Origin of the sequence: uncultured Rikenella sp. (assembly GCF_948810725.1) — a bacterium.
In the GTDB taxonomy this organism is placed as follows: Bacteria; Bacteroidota; Bacteroidia; order Bacteroidales; family Rikenellaceae; genus Rikenella.
Genome location: NZ_CAQIVA010000003.1, coordinates 15661 through 35360 on the forward strand (window position 1 = coordinate 15661; position 19700 = coordinate 35360).

Consider the following 19700-nt stretch of genomic DNA (forward strand, 5'->3'; position numbering starts at 1 on the left):
CCACACAGCAAACCCGATCAGTATATAAACAAAAACGGGTGGCACAAAGCCACCCGTTATCCATAGATTTAAAAATCAACTCCATCTACACCGTCATAATCTCTTTCTCCTTCACCGCCAACACCTCGTCGATCCGTTTCGAGAAACCGTCCACGATCTTCTGCACCTCATCCTCACCATCCTTCGCCACATCCTCCGGCAGACCGTCCGCCTTGATCGCCTTCTTAATCGCCTCGATCGCATCGCGGCGTACCCCCCGCAATGCCACCCGACACGTCTCCGCCTCCGCTTTGATCTGCTTCATCAGCTCCTTCCGACGCTCCTCCGTCAACGGCGGCACATTGAGCCGAATCGTCTCCCCGTTATTCGACGGCGTCATCCCCAGATTGGAATTGATAATCGCCTTTTCGATCGGCGCCAGCAAGTTCTTGTCCCACGGCTGAACCAGAATCGTCCGCGCATCCGGCACCGTCACGCTGGCCACCTGATTGACCGGCATCTGCGCCCCGTACGACTCCACCATCACCCCGTTCAGCACATTCGGACTCGCCTTGCCCGCCTTGATCGACGCGATTTCCGATTCGAAATGTGCGAAAGCCTTGTCCATACGCGGCATCGCCGCGTCAATGATTGCTCTTTTCTGTCCCATATTTTTTCGATCTTATTTATTTTCCAAATTAATTATGCACGAGCGTCCCCACCTCCGCCAAAGCGCCGTCCGCCGCCAACACCCGCTCCAGATTGCCCGGTGTATCCATGTCGAAAACGATGATCGGCAGCCGGTTCTCCATACACATCGTAAATGCCGTCAGGTCCATCACCTTGAGACGCTTTTCGATCACCTCCGCAAACGAAATCCGGTCATACTTCACCGCCGCCGGATCCTTCTCCGGATCGGCCGTATAGACCCCGTCGACCCTCGTTCCCTTGAGCAGCACATCCGCCTCGATCTCCACCCCGCGCAACGCCGAAGCCGTATCGGTCGTAAAAAACGGATTGCCCGTTCCGCCTCCGATAATCACCACATACCCCTCGCGCATCAGCTCCAGCGCCCGGAACTTGGAGTAAATTCCCGCCCCCACCGGCCCCATCGGAATCGAAGTCAGCACACAGGCCCGTCCGCCCGCATTCTCGATCGCCGACTGCAAAGCCAGCGAGTTAATCACCGTCGCCAGCATCCCCATCTGATCTCCCCGCACCCGGTCGAACCCTTTACCGACGCCCGTCATTCCGCGGAAAATATTCCCGCCTCCAATCACGATCCCGACCTCTACTCCCGCCTCCGCCACCACCCGAATTTGAGCGGCATACGAAGCCAGCACCTCCGGATCCAATCCGTATCCCTGTTTCCCCTGAAGCGATTCACCGCTGAGTTTCAGCAATATTCTTTTGTATTTCGCCATCTTTCCGAAAAGATTAAATCGTACCGTTTATTCCCCGCCCTCTGCGTTCAGGAACTCGATGAGCCGCGCCGTCGCCCGTCCGCGATGGCTGATCCGGTTTTTCAGTTCCGGCGCCATCTCGGCAAAAGTCACCGCATACCCCTCCGGCCGGAAAACCGGGTCGTAGCCGAACCCCTCCGTGCCGCTCTTTTTGAGCGTGATTTCGCCGTTCACAATCCCCTCGAAAAGGTGCTCCTCGCCGTTCCGAATCAGCGCGATCACCGTCCGGAACCGCGCCCGTCGATTCTGCTGCCCCTCCAGCCGCCTGAGCAGCAAAGCCATATTATCCGCCGAGGCATGCCCCTCGCCCGCACCGTTCACCGCCGCATAGCGCGCCGAAAAGACGCCCGGCTCGCCTCCCAGCGCCTCGACCTCCAGCCCCGTATCGTCCGCAAAACAGTCCAGCCCCGTCCGCTCATGAATATACCGGGCCTTCTGCAACGCATTTCCCTCCAGCGTCGGCGCATCCTCCGGAATCTCTTCCGTCACGCCGTGATCCGCCGGAATCGACACCTCGGCCCGGTCGCCGAGAATCGCCTGTATCTCTTTCAACTTGTTCCGATTGCCCGTAGCAAAGATGATTTTCATGTCCGAATCCGAGTTCTACGAGGCGAATTTAACGAAAATTTACTACATTGCCGCTTTAACAAAACCGAAATCACGTGAAACACCTTTCAGAATGGGGCCTTTTGATGGCCGCCGCGGCCGCCATGCCGCTCTCCGGAACAGCACGGGGGAGAAAAGCAACCCCTGCGCCGATCGACACCGCCGCACGACGCCTGCCGAACATCGTTTTCGTCCTGACCGACGACCTCGGCATCGGCGACATCGGAGCTTACGGGCAGCGCACCATTCCGACCCCGCACATCGACTCGCTGGCACGTGCCGGGATGCAGTTCATGCAACACTACGCCGGTTCGACGGTCTCGGCGCCGAGCCGCGCCGTGCTGCTGACCGGCAAACACACGGGGCACGCAGGGGTTCGGGGTAACGACGGTCGAAAGTTGGAGGACGGCACGACGTACGACTACTCGCTGCCGGCCGAAGAGGTGACCGTAGCCGAGATTCTGCGCTCGAAAGGCTATACTACAGGGATCACCGGCAAATGGGGTCTCGGCGGCTATCCGGAAGAGGGGGGCGTCGGGAACCAGGGTTTCGACTACTTCTACGGCCACCAGGCACAGGTGGACGCACACCACTATTATCCGAAAAAGCTCTACGAAAACGGCCGGAAAATCGAGCTCGACGGCACGCAATATTCCGACGAACTGACAACGCAGCACGCCCTGTCGTTCATCGACCGGAGCGTGGCGGCAGGCAAACCGTTCTTCCTCGAATTCGCCACGACGCTTCCGCACGCCGAACTGGTGCTGCCGGCGGAGGAGATGAAACCGTTCGAGGGCAAGTTTCAGGAAACGCCGTTCAAGGGCGACTGGTACGGAGCACAGGCACAGCCGCGGGCGGCTTTCGCGGCGATGGTGAAGCGCATCGACGACAACGTGGGCAGACTGGTCGCCAAGCTGCGCGAAACGGGGCAGCTCGACAACACGATTTTCATCTTCAGCTCCGATAACGGGACGCACATCGAGGGGGGACACGACCCGAACTATTTCAACAGCAACTCACTGTTCCGAGGCACGAAACGCGACCTTTACGAGGGTGGGATCCGGACGCCGTTCATCGTGGTGTGGCCGGGACACATCGCTCCGGGGAGCGTGAGCTACCACGTTTCAGCGTTCTGGGACTTCCTGCCGACGGTCTGCGACATCGTGGATGCGGAGGTGCCGAAAGGGGTGGACGGCATCTCGATGTTGCCGGAATGGACGGGCGAGGGCGAACAGCCGAAACACGACCACCTCTATTTTGAGTTCCACGAGGAGGGGGGCAAACAGGCGGTGATCCGCGACAACTGGAAACTGATTCGGTTGAATGCCAAACAATTGTCCGGCGACCCGTCGAAGGTGCGATACGAGCTTTACAACCTGTCGCGCGATCCGAAAGAGCTGCGCAACGTGGCTTCGGAGTATCCGGGCAAGGTGCTGGAGTTGCAACGGCTGATGGACAAGGGGCGGACGCAGTCGAAGAATCCGGCGTGGAACTTCTGACAAAGTCCTCTTCCGGCACACGGACAAAGATTAAAGACTGCGGAGCCTAAGGAGGAGCGGAGCTATCATGAAAGCTTTCTTACAAGAAAGCGGCAGTTCCAGCCGGGGCAAAGCTCAACCGCGCGCGACTGCTGGAGTAGGAAATCATTCAAAGCGACTTGCGCTTTGAATAAGATTTCCGCCAGCGTGCTGCCGAACCCGACCTAAGCGGGCAATAGCCAGTGCCCGAACGGGACTTGGTCTGACTTTACGCGGGACGCCGATGTGCCGTTAAAAGGGACTTTCCCGTACTACTCGGATGGGGTTGTCGGAGAATCTTACGGTGCAGGGAACTACAAAGCCACCAACGGTCGTCTCTACAAGGTAACGGACGACGGCACCGCGGGAACCCCGCTCGCCTGGTACCCCGCCCCGGGCTACCGCGATTGGCCTTCGGGCGCACTGGTCAACGTCAGCAACCACGGGTTCAGCTGGTCTTCCGCCACGAGCGGCATCTACGGCCTGGACTTGAATTTCCATTCGCAGTACCTCAACACCAGCCGCTCGGACCGCCGCGCCCTCGGTTTTCAGTTGCGTTGCCTCTCGGAATAAACGAAACGATGCTCGTTACAACCGCCTATTTAGGAAACATCCAATACTTCGGCAAGCTCGCACAAGGCGCGCGGATCGAAGCCCACGAGAATTTTCAGAAACAGACCTACCGCAACCGGGCCGAAGTGATGACCGCCGCCGGCGTGCGGACGCTGACCGTACCCGTCGTTTGGGATCACCGGGCCAAAATGCCCATCCGCGAAGTACGGATCGACTACACCCTGCCCTGGCAGCGCGAACACTGGCGCACGCTGCGGGCGGCCTATGCGGCGGCGCCCTATTTCGACCACTATGCCGAAAAACTCGCCCCGTTTTACAACGAGCGAAACTACCGCCCCGAACGCCTCTTCGACCTGAACGGCGACCTGACACGCCTGTTGCTGGGGCTGCTCGGCCTGCCGGAGACCTTGCTGTTTACGGAAGATTACACCGCACCCGTGCCTCTCGACACGGCAGCCGAAGCAGGGGATTTTCGGGATATCATTTCGCACAAACCGCGCCTCCGGCGTCCCGACCCGACATTCGCGGCGCCGGAGTATTATCAGGTCTTCGCCGACCGGCTCCCGTTCTCACCGAACCTGTCGGTCGTCGACCTCCTCTTCTGCGAAGGGCCGCAGGCCGGACAGGCCGTTCGGGCAAGCATTCACACCGCACACTAAACCCAAACAACACCTCAAAACCCTACCGATGAAATCCATTTTTGCCCTGCTCGGAGCCGCGCTGATGCTCAGTTCATGCAGCCAGACCCTGAAGCTGGCCGACAAAGGCCGGAGCGCCTACCGCATCGTGGTGGCCGCCGATGCCGACAGCCTCACCTGGCTCGCCGCCGAGCGTTTCCAAGGTTATTCCCGGCAAATTTCGCAAGCCGAACTCCCCATCATGACCGACTCCGGAACGACTGCCGACGACCACGCGATCGTCTTCAGCACCGACACCTCGAAACACGCCGATCTGGGGAACGACGGTTTTGTGATCTTCACGGACGGCAACCGCATCGACATTCAGGGCGGCACCTCGCGCGGCACCCTGAACGGGATGTACACCCTGCTGGACGACTACCTCGGTTGCCGGAAATACTCGGCCACGGTCGAAGTCATTCCGCAGCAGGGGAAAGTGACCGTACCCAAGCGAATTTACGACCGGCAGGTGCCTGTCATCACTTTCCGCGACACCCATTACCGCGGGACGAACGATCAAGGGTATATCGACTGGCACAAGCTGAGCCACGACTCGACGGGCGGAAAGCCCGACTGGGGTTTCTGGTGCCACAGCTTCGGGCAGCTGCTGCCGGCGGATCCCTATTTCAAGACTCATCCGGAGTATTTTGCGCTGGTGAGCGGTCAGCGGGCCACGACGCAGCCCTGCCTGTCGAATCCGGCGGTACTGGAGATCATGTGCGACAATCTGGCCAAGGCGATGGCCGCCAAGCCGGAGGCAAAGTATTGGTCGGTCAGCTCGAACGATAACTTCGGCTACTGCCAGTGTGCGCTGTGCGCCGAGGTCGACTCCATCGAGGGGAGCCCGACGGGCAGCGTGATTCGTTTTGTGAACGCCGTGGCCGAGCGGTTCCCGGACAAGGTGATTTCGACGCTGGCCTACCAGTATTCGCGGGCCGCGCCGAAGGTGACCAAGCCGCGCGAAAATGTGAACATCATGTTCTGCAACATCGAGTGCAACCGCAGCCAGCCGATCGCCACGGATTCGACCAGTGCCTCGTTCCGGCGCGACATGGAGGAGTGGGCCAAGCTCACGGACAATATTCTGGTGTGGGACTATGTGATCCAGTTCAAGAATCTGGTCAGCCCGTTCCCCAATTTCCATACGTTGCAGCCGAATATCCAATATTTTGTGGATAACCATGTGGTGGCAATGTTCGAGCAGGGGAATCGCGAGGTGGGTGGCGAGTTCGCCGACCTGCGGGCTTATCTGATCTCGAAACTGCTGTGGAATCCGTCGGCCAATGCCGACTCGCTGATGAACGACTTCCTGAACGGCTACTACGGCCCGGCGGGGGGGCATATCAAGGAGTATATCAACCTGATTACGCAAAATTTGGAACAGAGCGGCAAACCGCTTTCGATTTTCGGCGCGCCGACCGACGGGGCGGACAGCTACCTGTCGCCGGAGAATCTGGCGATCTACGAATCGTGTTTCGACCGGGCCGAGGCGGCGGTGGCGAACCAGCCTGAGTTCCTGAAACGGGTGAAAATTGCGCGCCAGCCGCTTCGGTATGCGGAACTGGAGCAGACCAAGCTCGACCCGTACGGGCCGAACGGTATCTATGTACAAGCGACGGACAGTGTGTGGGAAACGAATCCGGAATACACGAAAAAACTGGAAGATTTCATCGCGCTGTGCAAGCAGGAGGGGGTGACGCGCCTTTCGGAGTGGCACACGACGCCGGACGAGTATCTCGATATGATGCGCAAAATTTCGATCGTGCGGCAGGACGGGAACCTGAGTTTCGAGAAACCGGTCGCTCTCTCGCCTGCACCGCATCCGAAATACGACCGCTCGGCGGACAAGGTGCTGACCAACGGCCTCCACGGCAGCAACGATTACAAGATCCAGTGGCTGGGTTGGGACGTGCCGCGTTTCGAGGCGGTGGTGGACTTGGGGTCGGAGCAGGAGATCGCCCGGGTGACGACGACTTACTTGCAGGTGCTGACGGACTGGATTTTCTTCCCGAAGCAGGTGACGTTCTATGTCTCTTCGGACGGCAAGGATTACGCGCAGGCGGGTATGGAGGCGCAGCCGGAGGTCAATCGGGCGGTGGCGATCGGTTCGCGCGATTTTTCGAGCGCGGTCGGCCGCAAGGGACGTTATGTGAAGGTGGTGACGGACGGCGTGGGGATTTGCCCGCCTTGGCACTTGGGGGCAGGCAAAAAGGCTTTTGCGTTTATGGATGAAATCGTGGTAGAATAATCGGCCACATCGCACGGAGGCGGAAACTGGCGTTCTTCAGCCTCCCTTTCCGAGACCCGCCCGGTGGTATCTTTCTCACGGATACGCCGGGCGGTTTTTGTTACAATTTCCCGGACAAACTCGCATCGGAGTGTCGTTCGACATCCCGCCCGGGCTTCCGCGACGCAGGCAATTATGGGCGATTGGGCGATCTGGCGAACGTCGGCGGCAGCGAGTACAGTTGGTCGTCCACGATCAGCAGCACCAACGGCATGAACTTACGTCTCGGCGTGACGTGGCTCTATTCCAGCAGCGCGGACTACCGCGCTTACAGTTTTCAGTTGCGTTGCCTCTCGGAATAAACGCCGCGTGCCCGCGGTGGGCAAAGGGCCGGGTCTACCCTAAAAATAAGGGCAGCCTCTACCCGAAAGCTACCCCAAGCAACTGGCCGCCCTATCCCCATTTGCACTCTGCGGTTCGAAGAACCGCGCGGGCCGGAGCCACCCCAGGCGTAGGCCTGCAACATCGCAATGCTCGTTTCCAGCCACGCTGGCTCCGACCCTTAATATTCACTCTTGGCTAAAACAGGCCGGACGCTCGGGAGGTACAGCAACTCTTGACGCGCAAGCGGCGTGTTGCGGGCCTCCGCGGTCGGAGGCTTCGGCCCGCGCGACTCTGCGAGTCGCAGAAGCACGGCCCAACCCACAGCCCAAATCCAAGCCCCACGGCTCGGCCCAGCGCGGCTCGAAAACCGGCTACGGTTTTCCTGTCCGAAAAAACAAGCATAGCCCAATTCTTCGCCCCGTGTCAGCCTCACTGCGGCTCCGCTGGCGCTCCGCCGCGTTGCCGTCGCCCGCCTAAAGAGGGATTCTTTCGCACTATAATCCTTTGTCCGTGCTGGCTAATGAGGCAAAGACAACCCTAACAAAACGCCTGACGACAACCTCAGCCTCAAACCGTTAACCCCGACGAGCCACACTCCCTCAACCCGAAACCTGCTCCGCCTCGTAAACCCGACGGTGTTCGACGATCGACTTCATATTCGTTTGGGCCCACTCCGTCAGCCGACCGATAAGCGGAACCAGCGAACGGCCCATCTCTGTCAGCCGATACTCTACCCGCGGCGGCACCTCCGGATAGACCGTGCGACTCACCAGCCCGTCCGCTTCCAACATCTTGAGCGTACTTGACAACACACGCGACGAGATGTCCGGAATCGACCGGCACAACTCATTGAACCGCGTCGCCTCCCGTTCGCTCAGCAAGACCACCACCAGCAACGACCACTTGTTTCCGAACCGGGCAACGATGTTCCGAATCGGACACATCTCGATCAAAGAATTTCCTTCCGCCTTTTTCTGCATGATTCAACCTTTTGTACGCCAATACTAACTTTTAGTTAGCAACTTTCAAAATCAAAGTTAATCAATCCGCTGAAAAAACGATATTTTTCGAACTCCAACCTGTTCTTTATCAGCAAGAGCGATAAAAAAGTTACTATCGGACAAAAATGTAACTTCTTGACAGACATGCCAAAACCACATAGTTTTGTTGCACGAACCAACACCACAACCACCATGAAACAGATCGAAAAATCAGCAACCGGCAAAAATTTCAGCGCGATCCGGATCGGCAAGCTGAACGAACTGGGAGACTACGTGCTCGAACTGGGGCCCGAAGTCAGGATTCCGGGCAAAGTGTTCGGCGGCAGCGCCGTGAACGCGACGGGCGGCGAATTTTCGTTCCAGGTATTCCAGCCCGGGACGGAAACGGGATTCCTGCACACCCACAAAAACCACGAAGAGCTCTACTTCTTCCTCCACGGATCGGGCGAATTTCAGGTAGACGGCCAGATTTTCCCCGTCACAGAAGGGAGCGTCGTCCGCGTCGCCCCCACCGGCCGGCGCAGCGTGCGAAACAATGGAACAGAACCGCTCACGATGCTTTGCGTGCAGTACCGCGGCGCCGCCTTCACGACCGAAGACGCCGCCGACGGCCAGATCCTCGCCGACCCCGTCGAGTGGTAACCGCTCCCGCCGAGACGAACGCATCCCGGACGACACCTCGCAAATACAGAGACGAGGCATCGCCCGGGATGCTATTACAAAGCCGAGACTACAACTCCGCCAACAGCGGCTGCACCCGATCCTTCGCCGAGAGCAGCAGCCCCTCGCCCGACGGATCGAACCCATACTCCGCCAGCCGCCAGTCCACGCCGATCTGCGGATCGTTCCACCGCACCCCGCCGTCGAACTCCGGATGGTAGTAGTCCGTACACTTGTAGAGGAACTCCGTATCGTCCGCCAGCGTCAAAAAGCCGTGCGCAAACCCCGCCGGAACATAGAACTGCCGTTTATTCTCCGCCGACAGCTCCACCCCGTGCCACAGCCCGTAGGTCGGACTCCCGACCCGCAAATCCACCGCCACGTCATAAACCGCCCCTGCCACGACCCGGATCAGTTTGCCCTGCGCATGCCGCGTCTGGAAATGCAGCCCGCGCAACACCCCGCGCCGCGACTTGCTGTGGTTGTCCTGCACGAAATCGACCGGACTGCCCGCCATCGCATCGAAATCGCGTTTGGCATAGGTCTCCATAAAAAAGCCCCTCGCATCGCCGAACACCGTCGGCTCGATCACGAACAGCCCCTCGATCGGGGTCTCCACCTTTTTAAATTCAGCCATCTATTCTGTTTAATGTTTGCTACAATTCACCCGTATTTCAAAAGTCGACACCGGCATACGATACGGCGCCACCCCGCAGAGATTCGCCCGCGTAAAGGGCTGCCAGCCGTAACGAATACGCGGCGGCGTCCCCTGCAATCGCAGGGGGCCTTCGCTCGACGCCGTCAGAATCACCTGCCGCCCCTCTATCCGCCCCGTCGCCGGATAGAACTTTCCGTCGGCAGCCTCGATCTCGAACCCCCTCACCGGTTTATCGTCCAGCGTAGCCAACGGACGGCTGAAATCGACAAACACCGTATCGTAATATTGCGTCGCTCCGTCAATCACCGTGGGACTCTGCGCCGTCTCCAACGATTTGAACCGATTCGGATAACTATACCGTTGAAACAAACACCGCCGAGCCAACCGTTCGCCGATCGGCTTCTTGCGCCGCGGATGGACGTCCGTCGAATCCCCCAGATCGGAACTGACCACCATATGAACATTATCCCACCCATGGAGTTTTTCCTCCAGCCGCCGCTGACTTTCCCGGAAGTGCGGCCAGCTCGGCCGGTTCAGCGAAGAGAGCTGCACGAAATAGAAAGGCATCAGCCTGCCATAGAAGTTCTGATTGAACGCCTCGCGAAAACTTTTCACCACCGCCGGAAAGAGCCTCTCGTGCAACTCCGCGTTGTGCGCATTGCTCTCCCCCTGGTACCAGATCACCCCCTCGGCATCGTACCCCGCCGCCAGCGGAGCCACCCGACTCTCGTACAGGTAAGCCGGTTCGAAGAAGTGCCGCTGCAACGGATTTTTCACCCCCTCCAGATTGCCCCGGATCACACCCCGCACCCAATCCTGCGCCATCTCGTTGTTCCGCCAGTCGTAGAGCACATCCACCAGCGCCGGATCGTCCTCTAAGATGCGCCGCGAGACGAACGCCTCGGCCGGCGCCCCGCCCAGCGAGATCTCGATCAACCCCACCGACACTCCCGCCCCCAGCGAGTCGGCCAGCATCTGTCCGAAAAACCAAGCGACAGCCGAAAACTCCTCCACCGCCGCCGTATCGCTCCCCGAGACCCACCCCTGCGGATTCCGGATATAATCCAACCGGTTCAGCCGGGCGAGCTCCGTACTGTCCAGCCGCCCCCGCTCATCGGCAAACGTGGGATCGGCCCGGAAGAGCCGAATCCGGTCGGTGGGCCTCGCCTCCGCCCGCTCCGCCGCGCGCGCCACCGGCCACGACATGTTCGACTGCCCCGCCGCGATCCACACCTCGCCCACCGCCACATCCCGATACAGAGCCACCGTATCCTCCGTCGCGATCGCCAGCACCCCCGAGAGCATCGGCTCCTCCAGCGGCAACCGCACCTCCCACCATCCGTCCGCACCCGCCGTCACCGTGTCCGAGGCAGCGATCTGTCCAAACCGCAACCGCCCCGACTTCGCCCGCCGCACCGTGTCGGCCACCGTCACCGTCACCAGCCGGCCGGCATTCGCCCGGCCGCCGATCCGCGTCACCACTCCCCGCTGGAGCACCATCCGATCCGTATAGGCCGGCGACATCCGCAATTTTCCGCAATCACCCGTCAGCGCGCGATAAATCTCTTCGGCCAACAGCCGCGCCCCCTCCACATTCGGATGCACGGCGTCCGGCAACAGCTCCGGCCGATCCTTCAAGACCGGCTCCAAGTCGATCAACCCCGTCCGCTGCGACGCCGCCACCCGCTCGATCGCCTCCTGAATCTGGTGATGCCAGTCGCGCGTCCCCGCCTTGAACCGCCGGTGACGGTGCGGGATCGGCGTCATCCGGCAGATGTAGACCTTCGCCGCCGGATTCGCCTCGCGAAAGCTCTCGATCAGCGCCGCGTAGTCCGGAATGAACTCGTCCCGGAAGTTCGGCCAGTTGCGCGGATCGGTGTCGTTGATACCGAGGTGGATCACCACGATGTCCGGCCGGAAAGCGATCGCCTCGGCATACTCTTTCGTCTTGGTGTACGGATTGTGCCCCTTATTGAGCAGCGTGGCGCCGCTGTGGCCGAAATTGCGGACGTCGTATCCCGCCCCGAGCATCCGCCCCAGCACCGCCGGATAACAGTTCCGCTCGCGATCCTCGACCAGCATGCCATAAGTGATGCTGTTCCCCACACACGCCACCCGCACCGGCGCCGGTTTCACCGCAGCAGGCCTCCGGGCGCCGCTCGCCCCGGAAACAACCAGCAAAGCACAAAGAATCAGACAAATTTTCTTCATCGAACGACTCATTTTCGTTGTTTAAGACCTTATAAAGGTAGCTAAAAATCCCTTACTGCCCGCACCCCGCCGCCAAAATCCGCCCCACCCGCCACCGCTTGGCCCACAGCAGCCCCCGCCACACGAGCCACGGCACCGCCACTCCCGCCGCCGTGCTGACCGGCACGCCGATCCACGGATCGAGATGCGCCCAGTCGTAGAGCACCACCCGCAGCGCCGACTGGGGGAACCACGAGAAGAGAAAAATCGCATACGTCGCCCCGTCGAGCGGCGCCAGAAACCGCCATCCGCTCCGCAGATAGAACCGCCCCAGCGACAACGCGAACAGGATGCCGCAAACCGCCGTGAGCCGCTCCGCCAACGGATTCACCGCCCCGTAACCGGTCGCCGTCGCCAGCACCGACGTCGCGCCCCAGCCCGCCAACGCCCACAGGCTGCCGAGCGCCAGCCCCTCGTCAATCTCCCGCTGATACGCGCAATAGACGATGCCCAGCACGAAGAAAAAGCCGGACTTGACCACCCCGCTCAGGTTGAGCCACCCGACGCCGTCCAACGGATTGAAGACCGACAACGCCAGCGTCGCCAGCGCCCAGCCCCACAGCGGCACCCGGTCGCCGACTCCCAGCCGCCTCAACCCCCGAGCGGCCAGCACCGTCCCGACCAGCAGCAGAAAGATCGTCGGCAGAAACCAATAGTAGACGATCACGTTTTTCGACGGCACGAGCAGCATCTCGAAATAGGCGTCCCACGACAGCTCGACCGGCTTCACCGCCCACCGGCTCAGCCACACCTTGGGCAAAAAGACCAGCGTACTGATCAGAAAATAGGGCACCAGCAGCCGCCTCGCCTTTTTGGCGACGAACGCGCCGACCGGGATGTCTACCAAAGAAGAGCCGGATGCGGTGCAACCGGATCCTGCTGCGGTATACCGCAGCAGATAACCGGACAGAAAAATCCACAGCGGCATGTGGAAACTGTAGATCCAGCGGTAGAGCCCCGCATCGTGCCCGTCAGTCGGAAAGGCATGGCCGACCACCACCAGCAGGATGCCGAAAGCCTGGAGAAAACTGATATAAGGATTGCGCATACCGAAGTGCCCGAGAAATGTCCGCCCCAAAATTACGCTTTTCCGTCCGTTCGACCGCCACCGTATCCGGCCGCCGCGCACAAGGTTTCGCAATTATTTCTGCACGATAATCCGAAATAATCCCTATTTTTGTCGATGAAACCGATTACGCTTTCACGTAAAACGAATCATAAACAAACCATGCAACAATCAATCGACACTTTCGATTTCGCCGGCAAACGGGCGATTATCCGCGTAGACTTCAACGTGCCGCTGGACGCCAGCTTCAACGTGACGGACGACACCCGTATCCGGGCGGCGATTCCGACCATCAAGAAGGTGCTGGCCGGGGGCGGTTCGGTCATCCTCATGTCGCACCTCGGACGGCCGAAGGGCGCGGAAGAGAAATACTCGCTCAAACACATCATCCCGACCGTCGAAAAACTGCTGGGCCAGAAGATCGAATTCGCAGGCGACTGCATGGGAGCCGACGCTGCACAGAAAGCTGCCGCTTTGAAGCCGGGCGAAGTACTGCTACTCGAAAACCTGCGCTACTACGCCGAAGAAGAGGGGAAACCGCGCGGCCTGAAAGAAGACGCCACGGACGACGACAAGAAAGCAGCCAAAGCGAAGGTGAAAGAAGCACAGAAAGAGTTTACGAAGAAACTCGCTTCGTATGCCGACTGCTACATCAACGACGCGTTCGGGACAGCGCACCGGGCACACGCTTCGACGGCGCTGATCGCCGAATTCTTCCCGAACGACAAGATGTTCGGCTACATCATGGAGGGGGAACTGAAGGCGATCGACAGCGTGTTGCAGGCTCCGAAGAAACCGTTTACGGCGATTCTGGGCGGTTCGAAAGTCTCGACCAAGATTACCATCATCGAATCGCTGATGGAGAAGGTGGACAACCTGATCCTCGGCGGGGGGATGACCTACACCTTCATGGCGGCACAGGGAGGCAAAATCGGGAACTCGATCTGCGAAAAAGACCAGTTCGACACCGCCCTGGCGATCATCGAAAAGGCCAAGAAACTGGGCGTGAATCTGGTTCTGGCCGAAGATGCACGGTGCGGCGACGCGTTCAGCAACGACGCCAACGTGAAGATCTGCCCGGCCAACGACATTCCGGACGGCTGGGAAGGGATGGACATCGGGCCGAAGACCGAAACGAAATTCCGTCAGGTGATCGGCGAATCGAAGACCATCCTGTGGAACGGGCCGGTCGGGGTGTTCGAATTCGACACCTTCGCCAACGGGTCGAAAGCGATCGCAGAGGCGATCGTAGAGGCTACGGCGAAAGGCGCCTACTCGTTGATTGGGGGCGGCGACTCGGTGGCCTGCATCAACAAGTTCGGGATGGCGACTAAAGTAAGCTATGTTTCGACCGGCGGCGGGGCCTTGCTGGAATACATGGAAGGCAAGGAGCTGCCGGGGGTAGCTGCCATTCGGAAATAACGGTTTAAGAGCCTCTGGCTCTTCCTGTAAAATAGCTCGGGCGAGTGTCATTTATATAAGACACTCGCCCGAGCTATTTTTACGCTGCTGACGGAAACTCCCACCCAGATTTTGATGAGACTACTTTTAAAATGTAATGCCCAACTTCAATCTGACTGCTTGGGGGCGATTTCTTACCTTTTCAGTCTCGGTTTCGTCATAATATTCGTATGTAACTTTATTATTGAATTGCATCAAAGAATAACTGATTCCAAATGTGATAGAAGTTCTGTTCGAAAGTCGGTGTGCAATACCTACTGTCGGTTCCAACATGATTCCTCCTGGATACGTGATTGTCGTAGTTCCATATGAAGACTTTTTGTGAACTTCTCCTCTTCGGGTATCAATATTATATCCTATATTCAGTGCAAAAAACGGCGATGTATGTTTGTCCAATAAATTGAACCTTCCTTGAATAAAAACGGGAATGCTTATTGAATTTTTCTCTGCATTGGTAAAAATATTAAATCCGACACCTAATCCCACAAAACAATACGGATTGAATTGATAACCATTAATTATATCGATTTCAAAACGGTTAGCAGCTCTATATTCTGTTGATAGGTCAGGACTCAATCTACCAACTCCGAAACCGTATCCGGCTTCCACAAACCCGGCATACCCTTTCGGCTTAGCCTGAAACCTCAATGTGCGATTCGCTACACCGTACCGATTCTGCGTTTGCTCGCGAGTCATTTTACTGATTTCATCCATTTGATAGACGAAAATATTGCCGTCACGTGTCTCGATTTTCAACGATTTGCCAGGTATCTGTTCGATGATCGTCCCACGGATGATCGAGCCGTTTTGCAGATAGATGACGTCTTGTAAATTGGTGTTCTGCGCAAGTGTGATGCTCGAAAAAAGCGACACGACACACAAGAGAAGAAGTTTTTTCATCTTTTTCGAAAAAATATCGCCCCTCCGGCTCCGCGAAAGACAGGGTGTGTAGAAAAAAGAAAATCGCGGAACTGCAATATATGTTTTGATAACGGATTGGGAAAGTCGAAAATGAAAAGAAAAGCATAACAAGAGAAAATATAACCACTAATTTACAGTGCTTTATGTGGTATCAGTTTCGGGATTGACTTCTTAATTTGTTTTAATCCGTTTCAAGTTTCTTCGGGATATATGGGAACATATATGGGAATTTATATACCTTTGCGATGTGAACCAAAAACGCATTGCCGATGAAAGTTTCCGTCTATCTGAAAAAGTGTTCCTTTACGACCTCGAACATCTGCTTCCGTGTCCGTGAGAAGAATGTGGATATAAAGGTGGTTTCGTCTCTTACAGTTCATGACAAGTACTGGGATGCAGATACCCTAAGTTATAAACGCACGACAGCCGTACCTGCCACCGACCAAAAACGCCTGCCTGAGCAGATTGCCGCCATCATCGAGAAAGTGGAGAAGACCTTTTCGGACAAGGCGGACAGCAAATGGCTGAAGCAGGTTATCGAAGATGTGCTGTATCCTGCACGCGCCTTCGAACGCAACCATCCAACTCTGCTCTATCGTGTTCATGAATATTTGGAGAAGTACGAAGGGGCTGATAGAACCAAAGAGCATATCATACGTTTCGAGCGCAAGATGTCCCGCTATCACGACTACCAACGTGAAATACTGGGCAATCGTGACTTCACACTCTTTGTGGAGACTGTCACACTGGAACAGATGAACGGTTTCCGGGATTATGTCGCGAATGAGTACCTGCTGCGCCAGGAGCATCCTGAGTTCTATGTTCCCCGTATGCTTATCAACCACAAGCCCAAGCCTCTCTCCAACACGACCGTCATCAACATCATGAACTTCTTCTGTGCATTCCTGCACTGGTGCAAGAGGATGAAGTATTCCGACAACGAGGTGTATGCACTCTACGGCTGCAAGGAACCGACATACGGGGACCCGTTCTACCTTACTTCGGAGGAAAGGAATGTCCTGTACGATGCGGATTTGAATGATAGTCCTAAACTGGCGGTCATCCGGGATATATTCGTGTTCCACTGCTATATCGGCTGTCGTGTCGGAGACCTTTACCGGCTGAAAAGGGAAAACATCAAGGACGGCTTTCTGGAATATATGCCACAGAAAACGAAAAAGTGTCAGGCAAAGACAGTCAGAGTCCCCTTGCACAAAAAGGCCTTGAAGATACTGGAACGCTATGATGCAAACGCGGACAGGCTGTTTCCTTTCAAGCCCATACATACCTATAATCTGGGCATACGTGAACTTTTGAAGCATTGCGGCATTGACCGTATGGTCACCATCCTTGACACGCACGGATATAATACCGTGCAAAGACCATTGTATGAAGTCGCCAGCAGCCATACGGCACGCAAGACCTTTGTAGGCAACCTGTACAAACAGGTCCCCGATCCGAATCTGATCGCTTCCCTGTCGGGACACGTGGAAGGAAGCCGGGCGTTCAGGCGATACCGCACCATAGACGATGACATGAAGCGAAAACTGGTAGAAATGATAAACTAAGGAGGACTTATACATGAAAGTAACGGCATTCATCAGAAAGACATCGGCCAAAAACAACGTGACGGATCTGGCACGTGTCTATTTCCGTGTCCGGGATATTGGCGGAGTCGATATAAAAGCGGCAAGCGAGCTTTCCATCAGCCCCAATCACTGGAGCGCGGAGAAACAGGGTTACAAGCCCCGTGTGACTCTGGTATCGGAAGAGAAGCGGATGAACTTTGACAGGGACATCCAGCAAATCACCCACCTTATCACAAAGGAGTACCACCGTGGTGTGGACGGGAACTGGCTGAAAGGACTGATAGAGGAATACCACCATCCCGACATCAACGCAAGGGGCGGCAACAAAGCCGAAGAATACCATCTCGTCTATCAGATCAGCCGGTATATCGCAGAAAACACTTTGGCGGACGACAGCTACAAGCACCATCTTGGTAATATAGACAAGATAAGCCGTTACGAGCGTTTCCAGCATGAAGTGCTGCACCGCAGGGGCTTTAAGTTGTGTGTTGACACGGTTACCGCCGATGATTTGCGGAAGTTCAAGAGCTGGCTGCAGGAGGAACATAATCTTGCCGGACAATACCCTTTGTTCTACAAGGACGTGCAAAAGCAGAAATACGAGCAGATCCGCTCCGAGAACAGCATTACAGGCTATTTTTACCGGATAAGGACGGTTATCAAGTGGTGCATCAAGCGCGGGCTGACAAGAAACAATCCGTTTGACCAGTACCAGATTACCCAACCTATGTACGGCGACCCGTTTTATCTGACCATAGAAGAGAGGGACAGGGTGTACTATGCCGACCTGAGCGGCCTTGGGGCCACCCAGCCGGTCTATCGGGACATATTCATGTTCCAGTGCCTGATCGGTTGCCGCGTCAGCGACCTGAACAGACTGACCAAAGCCAATGTCGTGGACGGATGTATGGAATATATTCCACAGAAGACCAAAATGGAATACGCCAATACAGTCAGAGTTCCGCTCAACCAAAAGGCTTTGGACATACTGGAGAGATATAAGGACTTGGAAGACGCATTACTTCCCCGGTTCTCTCATTTCGGTTACAACAAGAAGATAAAGGAGATTCTCAAATATGTGGGCATAGACCGCATGGTGAGAGTCCTCGACCCGAAGACACGCGAGGATGTGGCACGGCCTCTATACGAGGTGGCAACCACCCATACGGCACGAAAGACTTTTATAGGCAACTTATACAAGCAGGTCAAAGACCCGAACCTGATCGCCTCCATGTCGGGGCATTCGGAAGGTAGCCGGGCTTTTGTACGATACCGCAAGATTGATGACGATATGAAAAAGGAACTGGTAAACCTATTGGATTGACCGTTTCCCTCTTTTCTAATATTCCCTTTTATACTTTGTAATAATATAATACACTATGAATATAGATGAACGAAAATTGACATACGACCAGTTCAAGGCGGATATCCTTCATTGGAAGAATACGCACAGAGAGGAATACAACCGTTTCGCGCGACTGATGACAAACGGGGACGAGAGGCAGTACCTTGACATCTGTAAGGCCATATTCAGACAACTGCCCAGAATCAAGACTGAATGAGAGTTATGTTGGGATGATGACAATAAAGGGAATTTTGAGAATATAGACCTCATGTTCAAAGAGGATGCAGTACCCAAGCGGATAGTGGAGTTATACCATGAACAGAGGGAGGGGAGTAATCCTTTGCATGATACAGCTCCGGCCACATTATGGGACAGGATAAAATCCATTTTCAGCAGCAAGCCCGAAGAACCGCGCATTATCCTTTCAGCACCTCTTGTGTTGAGCTGGCTGTACTACGGAAAGAGTTTCGAGACGATGGTCAGCATGGTCAGCAAACAGGCAGGGAGTCCGGAAGCAGACGAAGCGGACAGACAAAGCTGTTCTTTTGTTACCCGACAAATCATTAGCGTCTCCATCAAAAGTGGTTTCCGTACCCGTACCGACTGGGACGAATATTTCGCCATGAACGAAGCCGTTAAAGAAAATCGCATCGGTGAATGGGCCTTGCAATCCGCAACAGCCGAAATGGAATCCGATACAGACAGTAACGTTGGTGGCGCGGAATCAACAGATTCCGGCATTGATGCAACATCAAAGGTACAGCGTACAGCCGGAAGGAAAAAGATACAGGAAAGACCTCTTATAGATTATCTTAATTGCAAGAATAAAACGGGGGTCCTGCAATGTCTCCGCAGTTTTGTTTCCATTAACAGGAGTGCCGTCCATCAGGCATTGCCGTACTATGTACTGAAAGAATTGCGGCTGGTGGATGGTATGCATGCCGCCAAAGAATACAGCGTTGGATTGACCCTGCAAATTCCGGATTTGCCGTCTTTGAAGAGCGAGAGTGCCATACGACAGGCCGTCGGGTCCCTGAAAACGTCAAGGCACATAATCAAGGACGGGAAAGACCAGTCCGCACCACTTATAGAAAGTGACGAAAACCGGGAACTGTTCCGGACATTGGCAGAGGAAATCAGAGGCATTATCAGAACAGATGAAGAAACAGATATTGCGGAATAAGGTAAAATAAGGCTGTTTTATATTGTCATGCAGTCTTAAATCGTCATGACAATTTGAGACAAAGCATTATATATCAAATAGTTTCAATTCATACATACTTTTGCACCGTCAATCCTTTCCCCGAAGGTTGGCGGTGCTTC

The 19700-nt window shown here is 56.2% G+C and carries 17 protein-coding genes and 1 pseudogene; 10 read left to right on the top strand and 8 right to left on the bottom strand.

Annotated elements, in window-relative coordinates; all coding sequences use genetic code 11:
• Positions 1–85: 85 nt before the first annotated feature.
• From frr to rdgB, 3 genes are read right to left on the bottom strand one after another with little or no spacing between them, the layout of a single operon-like run.
• The gene (gene frr, locus Q9S52_RS02580; RefSeq protein WP_294592504.1) at positions 86–649 is read right to left on the bottom strand and encodes a ribosome recycling factor; all 564 of its coding nucleotides are present in this window, start codon (positions 647–649) and stop codon (positions 86–88) included.
• Between the two features lie 28 nt (positions 650–677).
• Entirely contained in the window at positions 678–1403 is a 726-nt protein-coding gene (gene pyrH, locus Q9S52_RS02585) for a UMP kinase (protein ID WP_297626563.1), read from the bottom strand.
• 27 nt (positions 1404–1430) lie between these two features.
• A complete protein-coding gene (gene rdgB / locus Q9S52_RS02590) occupies positions 1431–2030 on the bottom strand; it encodes an RdgB/HAM1 family non-canonical purine NTP pyrophosphatase (RefSeq protein ID WP_304708062.1) in 600 nt (199 codons plus the stop codon).
• A gap of 74 nt (positions 2031–2104) precedes the next feature.
• On the opposite strand from rdgB, the gene Q9S52_RS02595 reads away from it, so the two are divergent.
• From Q9S52_RS02595 to Q9S52_RS02615, 5 genes are all read left to right on the top strand, one after another.
• Positions 2105–3547, top strand: coding sequence for an arylsulfatase (locus Q9S52_RS02595; RefSeq protein ID WP_304708063.1), 1443 nt, complete (start codon positions 2105–2107; stop codon positions 3545–3547).
• 264 nt (positions 3548–3811) lie between these two features.
• The gene (locus tag Q9S52_RS02600; protein WP_304708064.1) at positions 3812–4138 is read left to right on the top strand and encodes a hypothetical protein; all 327 of its coding nucleotides are present in this window, start codon (positions 3812–3814) and stop codon (positions 4136–4138) included.
• A gap of 8 nt (positions 4139–4146) precedes the next feature.
• On the top strand, positions 4147–4797 hold the full coding sequence (locus Q9S52_RS02605; RefSeq protein WP_304708065.1) for a WbqC family protein: 651 nt from the start codon (positions 4147–4149) through the stop codon (positions 4795–4797).
• Between the two features lie 28 nt (positions 4798–4825).
• Positions 4826–7063: a DUF4838 domain-containing protein gene (locus Q9S52_RS02610; RefSeq protein ID WP_304708066.1), complete on the top strand. Its 2238-nt coding sequence runs from the start codon at positions 4826–4828 to the stop codon at positions 7061–7063.
• Between the two features lie 182 nt (positions 7064–7245).
• Positions 7246–7404: a hypothetical protein gene (locus Q9S52_RS02615; protein ID WP_297626546.1), complete on the top strand. Its 159-nt coding sequence runs from the start codon at positions 7246–7248 to the stop codon at positions 7402–7404.
• 621 nt (positions 7405–8025) lie between these two features.
• Here Q9S52_RS02615 and Q9S52_RS02620 read toward each other — a convergent pair.
• Positions 8026–8406 (bottom strand): helix-turn-helix domain-containing protein, encoded by a 381-nt coding sequence (locus tag Q9S52_RS02620; RefSeq protein WP_304708067.1) that lies wholly within the window; start codon positions 8404–8406, stop codon positions 8026–8028.
• A 213-nt stretch (positions 8407–8619) separates the two neighbouring features.
• Here Q9S52_RS02620 and Q9S52_RS02625 point away from each other — a divergent pair, with 213 nt between their 5' ends.
• Positions 8620–9069: a cupin domain-containing protein gene (locus tag Q9S52_RS02625; protein WP_304708068.1), complete on the top strand. Its 450-nt coding sequence runs from the start codon at positions 8620–8622 to the stop codon at positions 9067–9069.
• 88 nt (positions 9070–9157) lie between these two features.
• On the opposite strand, the gene rfbC is transcribed toward Q9S52_RS02625, so the two are convergent.
• From rfbC to Q9S52_RS02640, 3 genes are read right to left on the bottom strand one after another with little or no spacing between them, the layout of a single operon-like run.
• Positions 9158–9724, bottom strand: a complete 567-nt coding sequence (rfbC, locus tag Q9S52_RS02630) for a dTDP-4-dehydrorhamnose 3,5-epimerase (protein ID WP_304708069.1) — start codon at positions 9722–9724, stop codon at positions 9158–9160.
• 9 nt (positions 9725–9733) lie between these two features.
• Complete coding sequence (locus tag Q9S52_RS02635) at positions 9734–11956, bottom strand: GDSL-type esterase/lipase family protein (protein WP_304708070.1); 2223 nt, start codon at positions 11954–11956, stop codon at positions 9734–9736.
• 52 nt (positions 11957–12008) lie between these two features.
• The gene (locus Q9S52_RS02640; RefSeq protein ID WP_304708071.1) at positions 12009–13073 is read right to left on the bottom strand and encodes an acyltransferase; all 1065 of its coding nucleotides are present in this window, start codon (positions 13071–13073) and stop codon (positions 12009–12011) included.
• Between the two features lie 150 nt (positions 13074–13223).
• Here Q9S52_RS02640 and pgk point away from each other — a divergent pair, with 150 nt between their 5' ends.
• Positions 13224–14483: a phosphoglycerate kinase gene (gene pgk / locus Q9S52_RS02645; protein WP_304708072.1), complete on the top strand. Its 1260-nt coding sequence runs from the start codon at positions 13224–13226 to the stop codon at positions 14481–14483.
• A 126-nt stretch (positions 14484–14609) separates the two neighbouring features.
• Here the strand turns inward: pgk and Q9S52_RS02650 are convergent, their stop codons facing one another.
• Positions 14610–15422 (bottom strand): hypothetical protein, encoded by an 813-nt coding sequence (locus Q9S52_RS02650; RefSeq protein ID WP_304708073.1) that lies wholly within the window; start codon positions 15420–15422, stop codon positions 14610–14612.
• Positions 15423–15712: 290 nt separating this feature from the next.
• On the opposite strand from Q9S52_RS02650, the gene Q9S52_RS02655 reads away from it, so the two are divergent.
• From Q9S52_RS02655 to Q9S52_RS02665, 3 genes and pseudogenes are all read left to right on the top strand, one after another.
• Positions 15713–17011, top strand: a complete 1299-nt coding sequence (locus Q9S52_RS02655; protein ID WP_304708074.1) for a site-specific integrase — start codon at positions 15713–15715, stop codon at positions 17009–17011.
• A gap of 13 nt (positions 17012–17024) precedes the next feature.
• Positions 17025–18356 carry a site-specific integrase gene (locus Q9S52_RS02660; protein WP_304708075.1) on the top strand — a complete coding sequence of 444 codons (1332 nt, stop codon included), beginning with the start codon at positions 17025–17027 and terminating at the stop codon, positions 18354–18356.
• Positions 18357–18411: 55 nt separating this feature from the next.
• Positions 18412–19560, top strand: a pseudogene (locus Q9S52_RS02665) (DUF6043 family protein).
• The last annotated feature ends 140 nt before the right edge of the window (positions 19561–19700 follow it).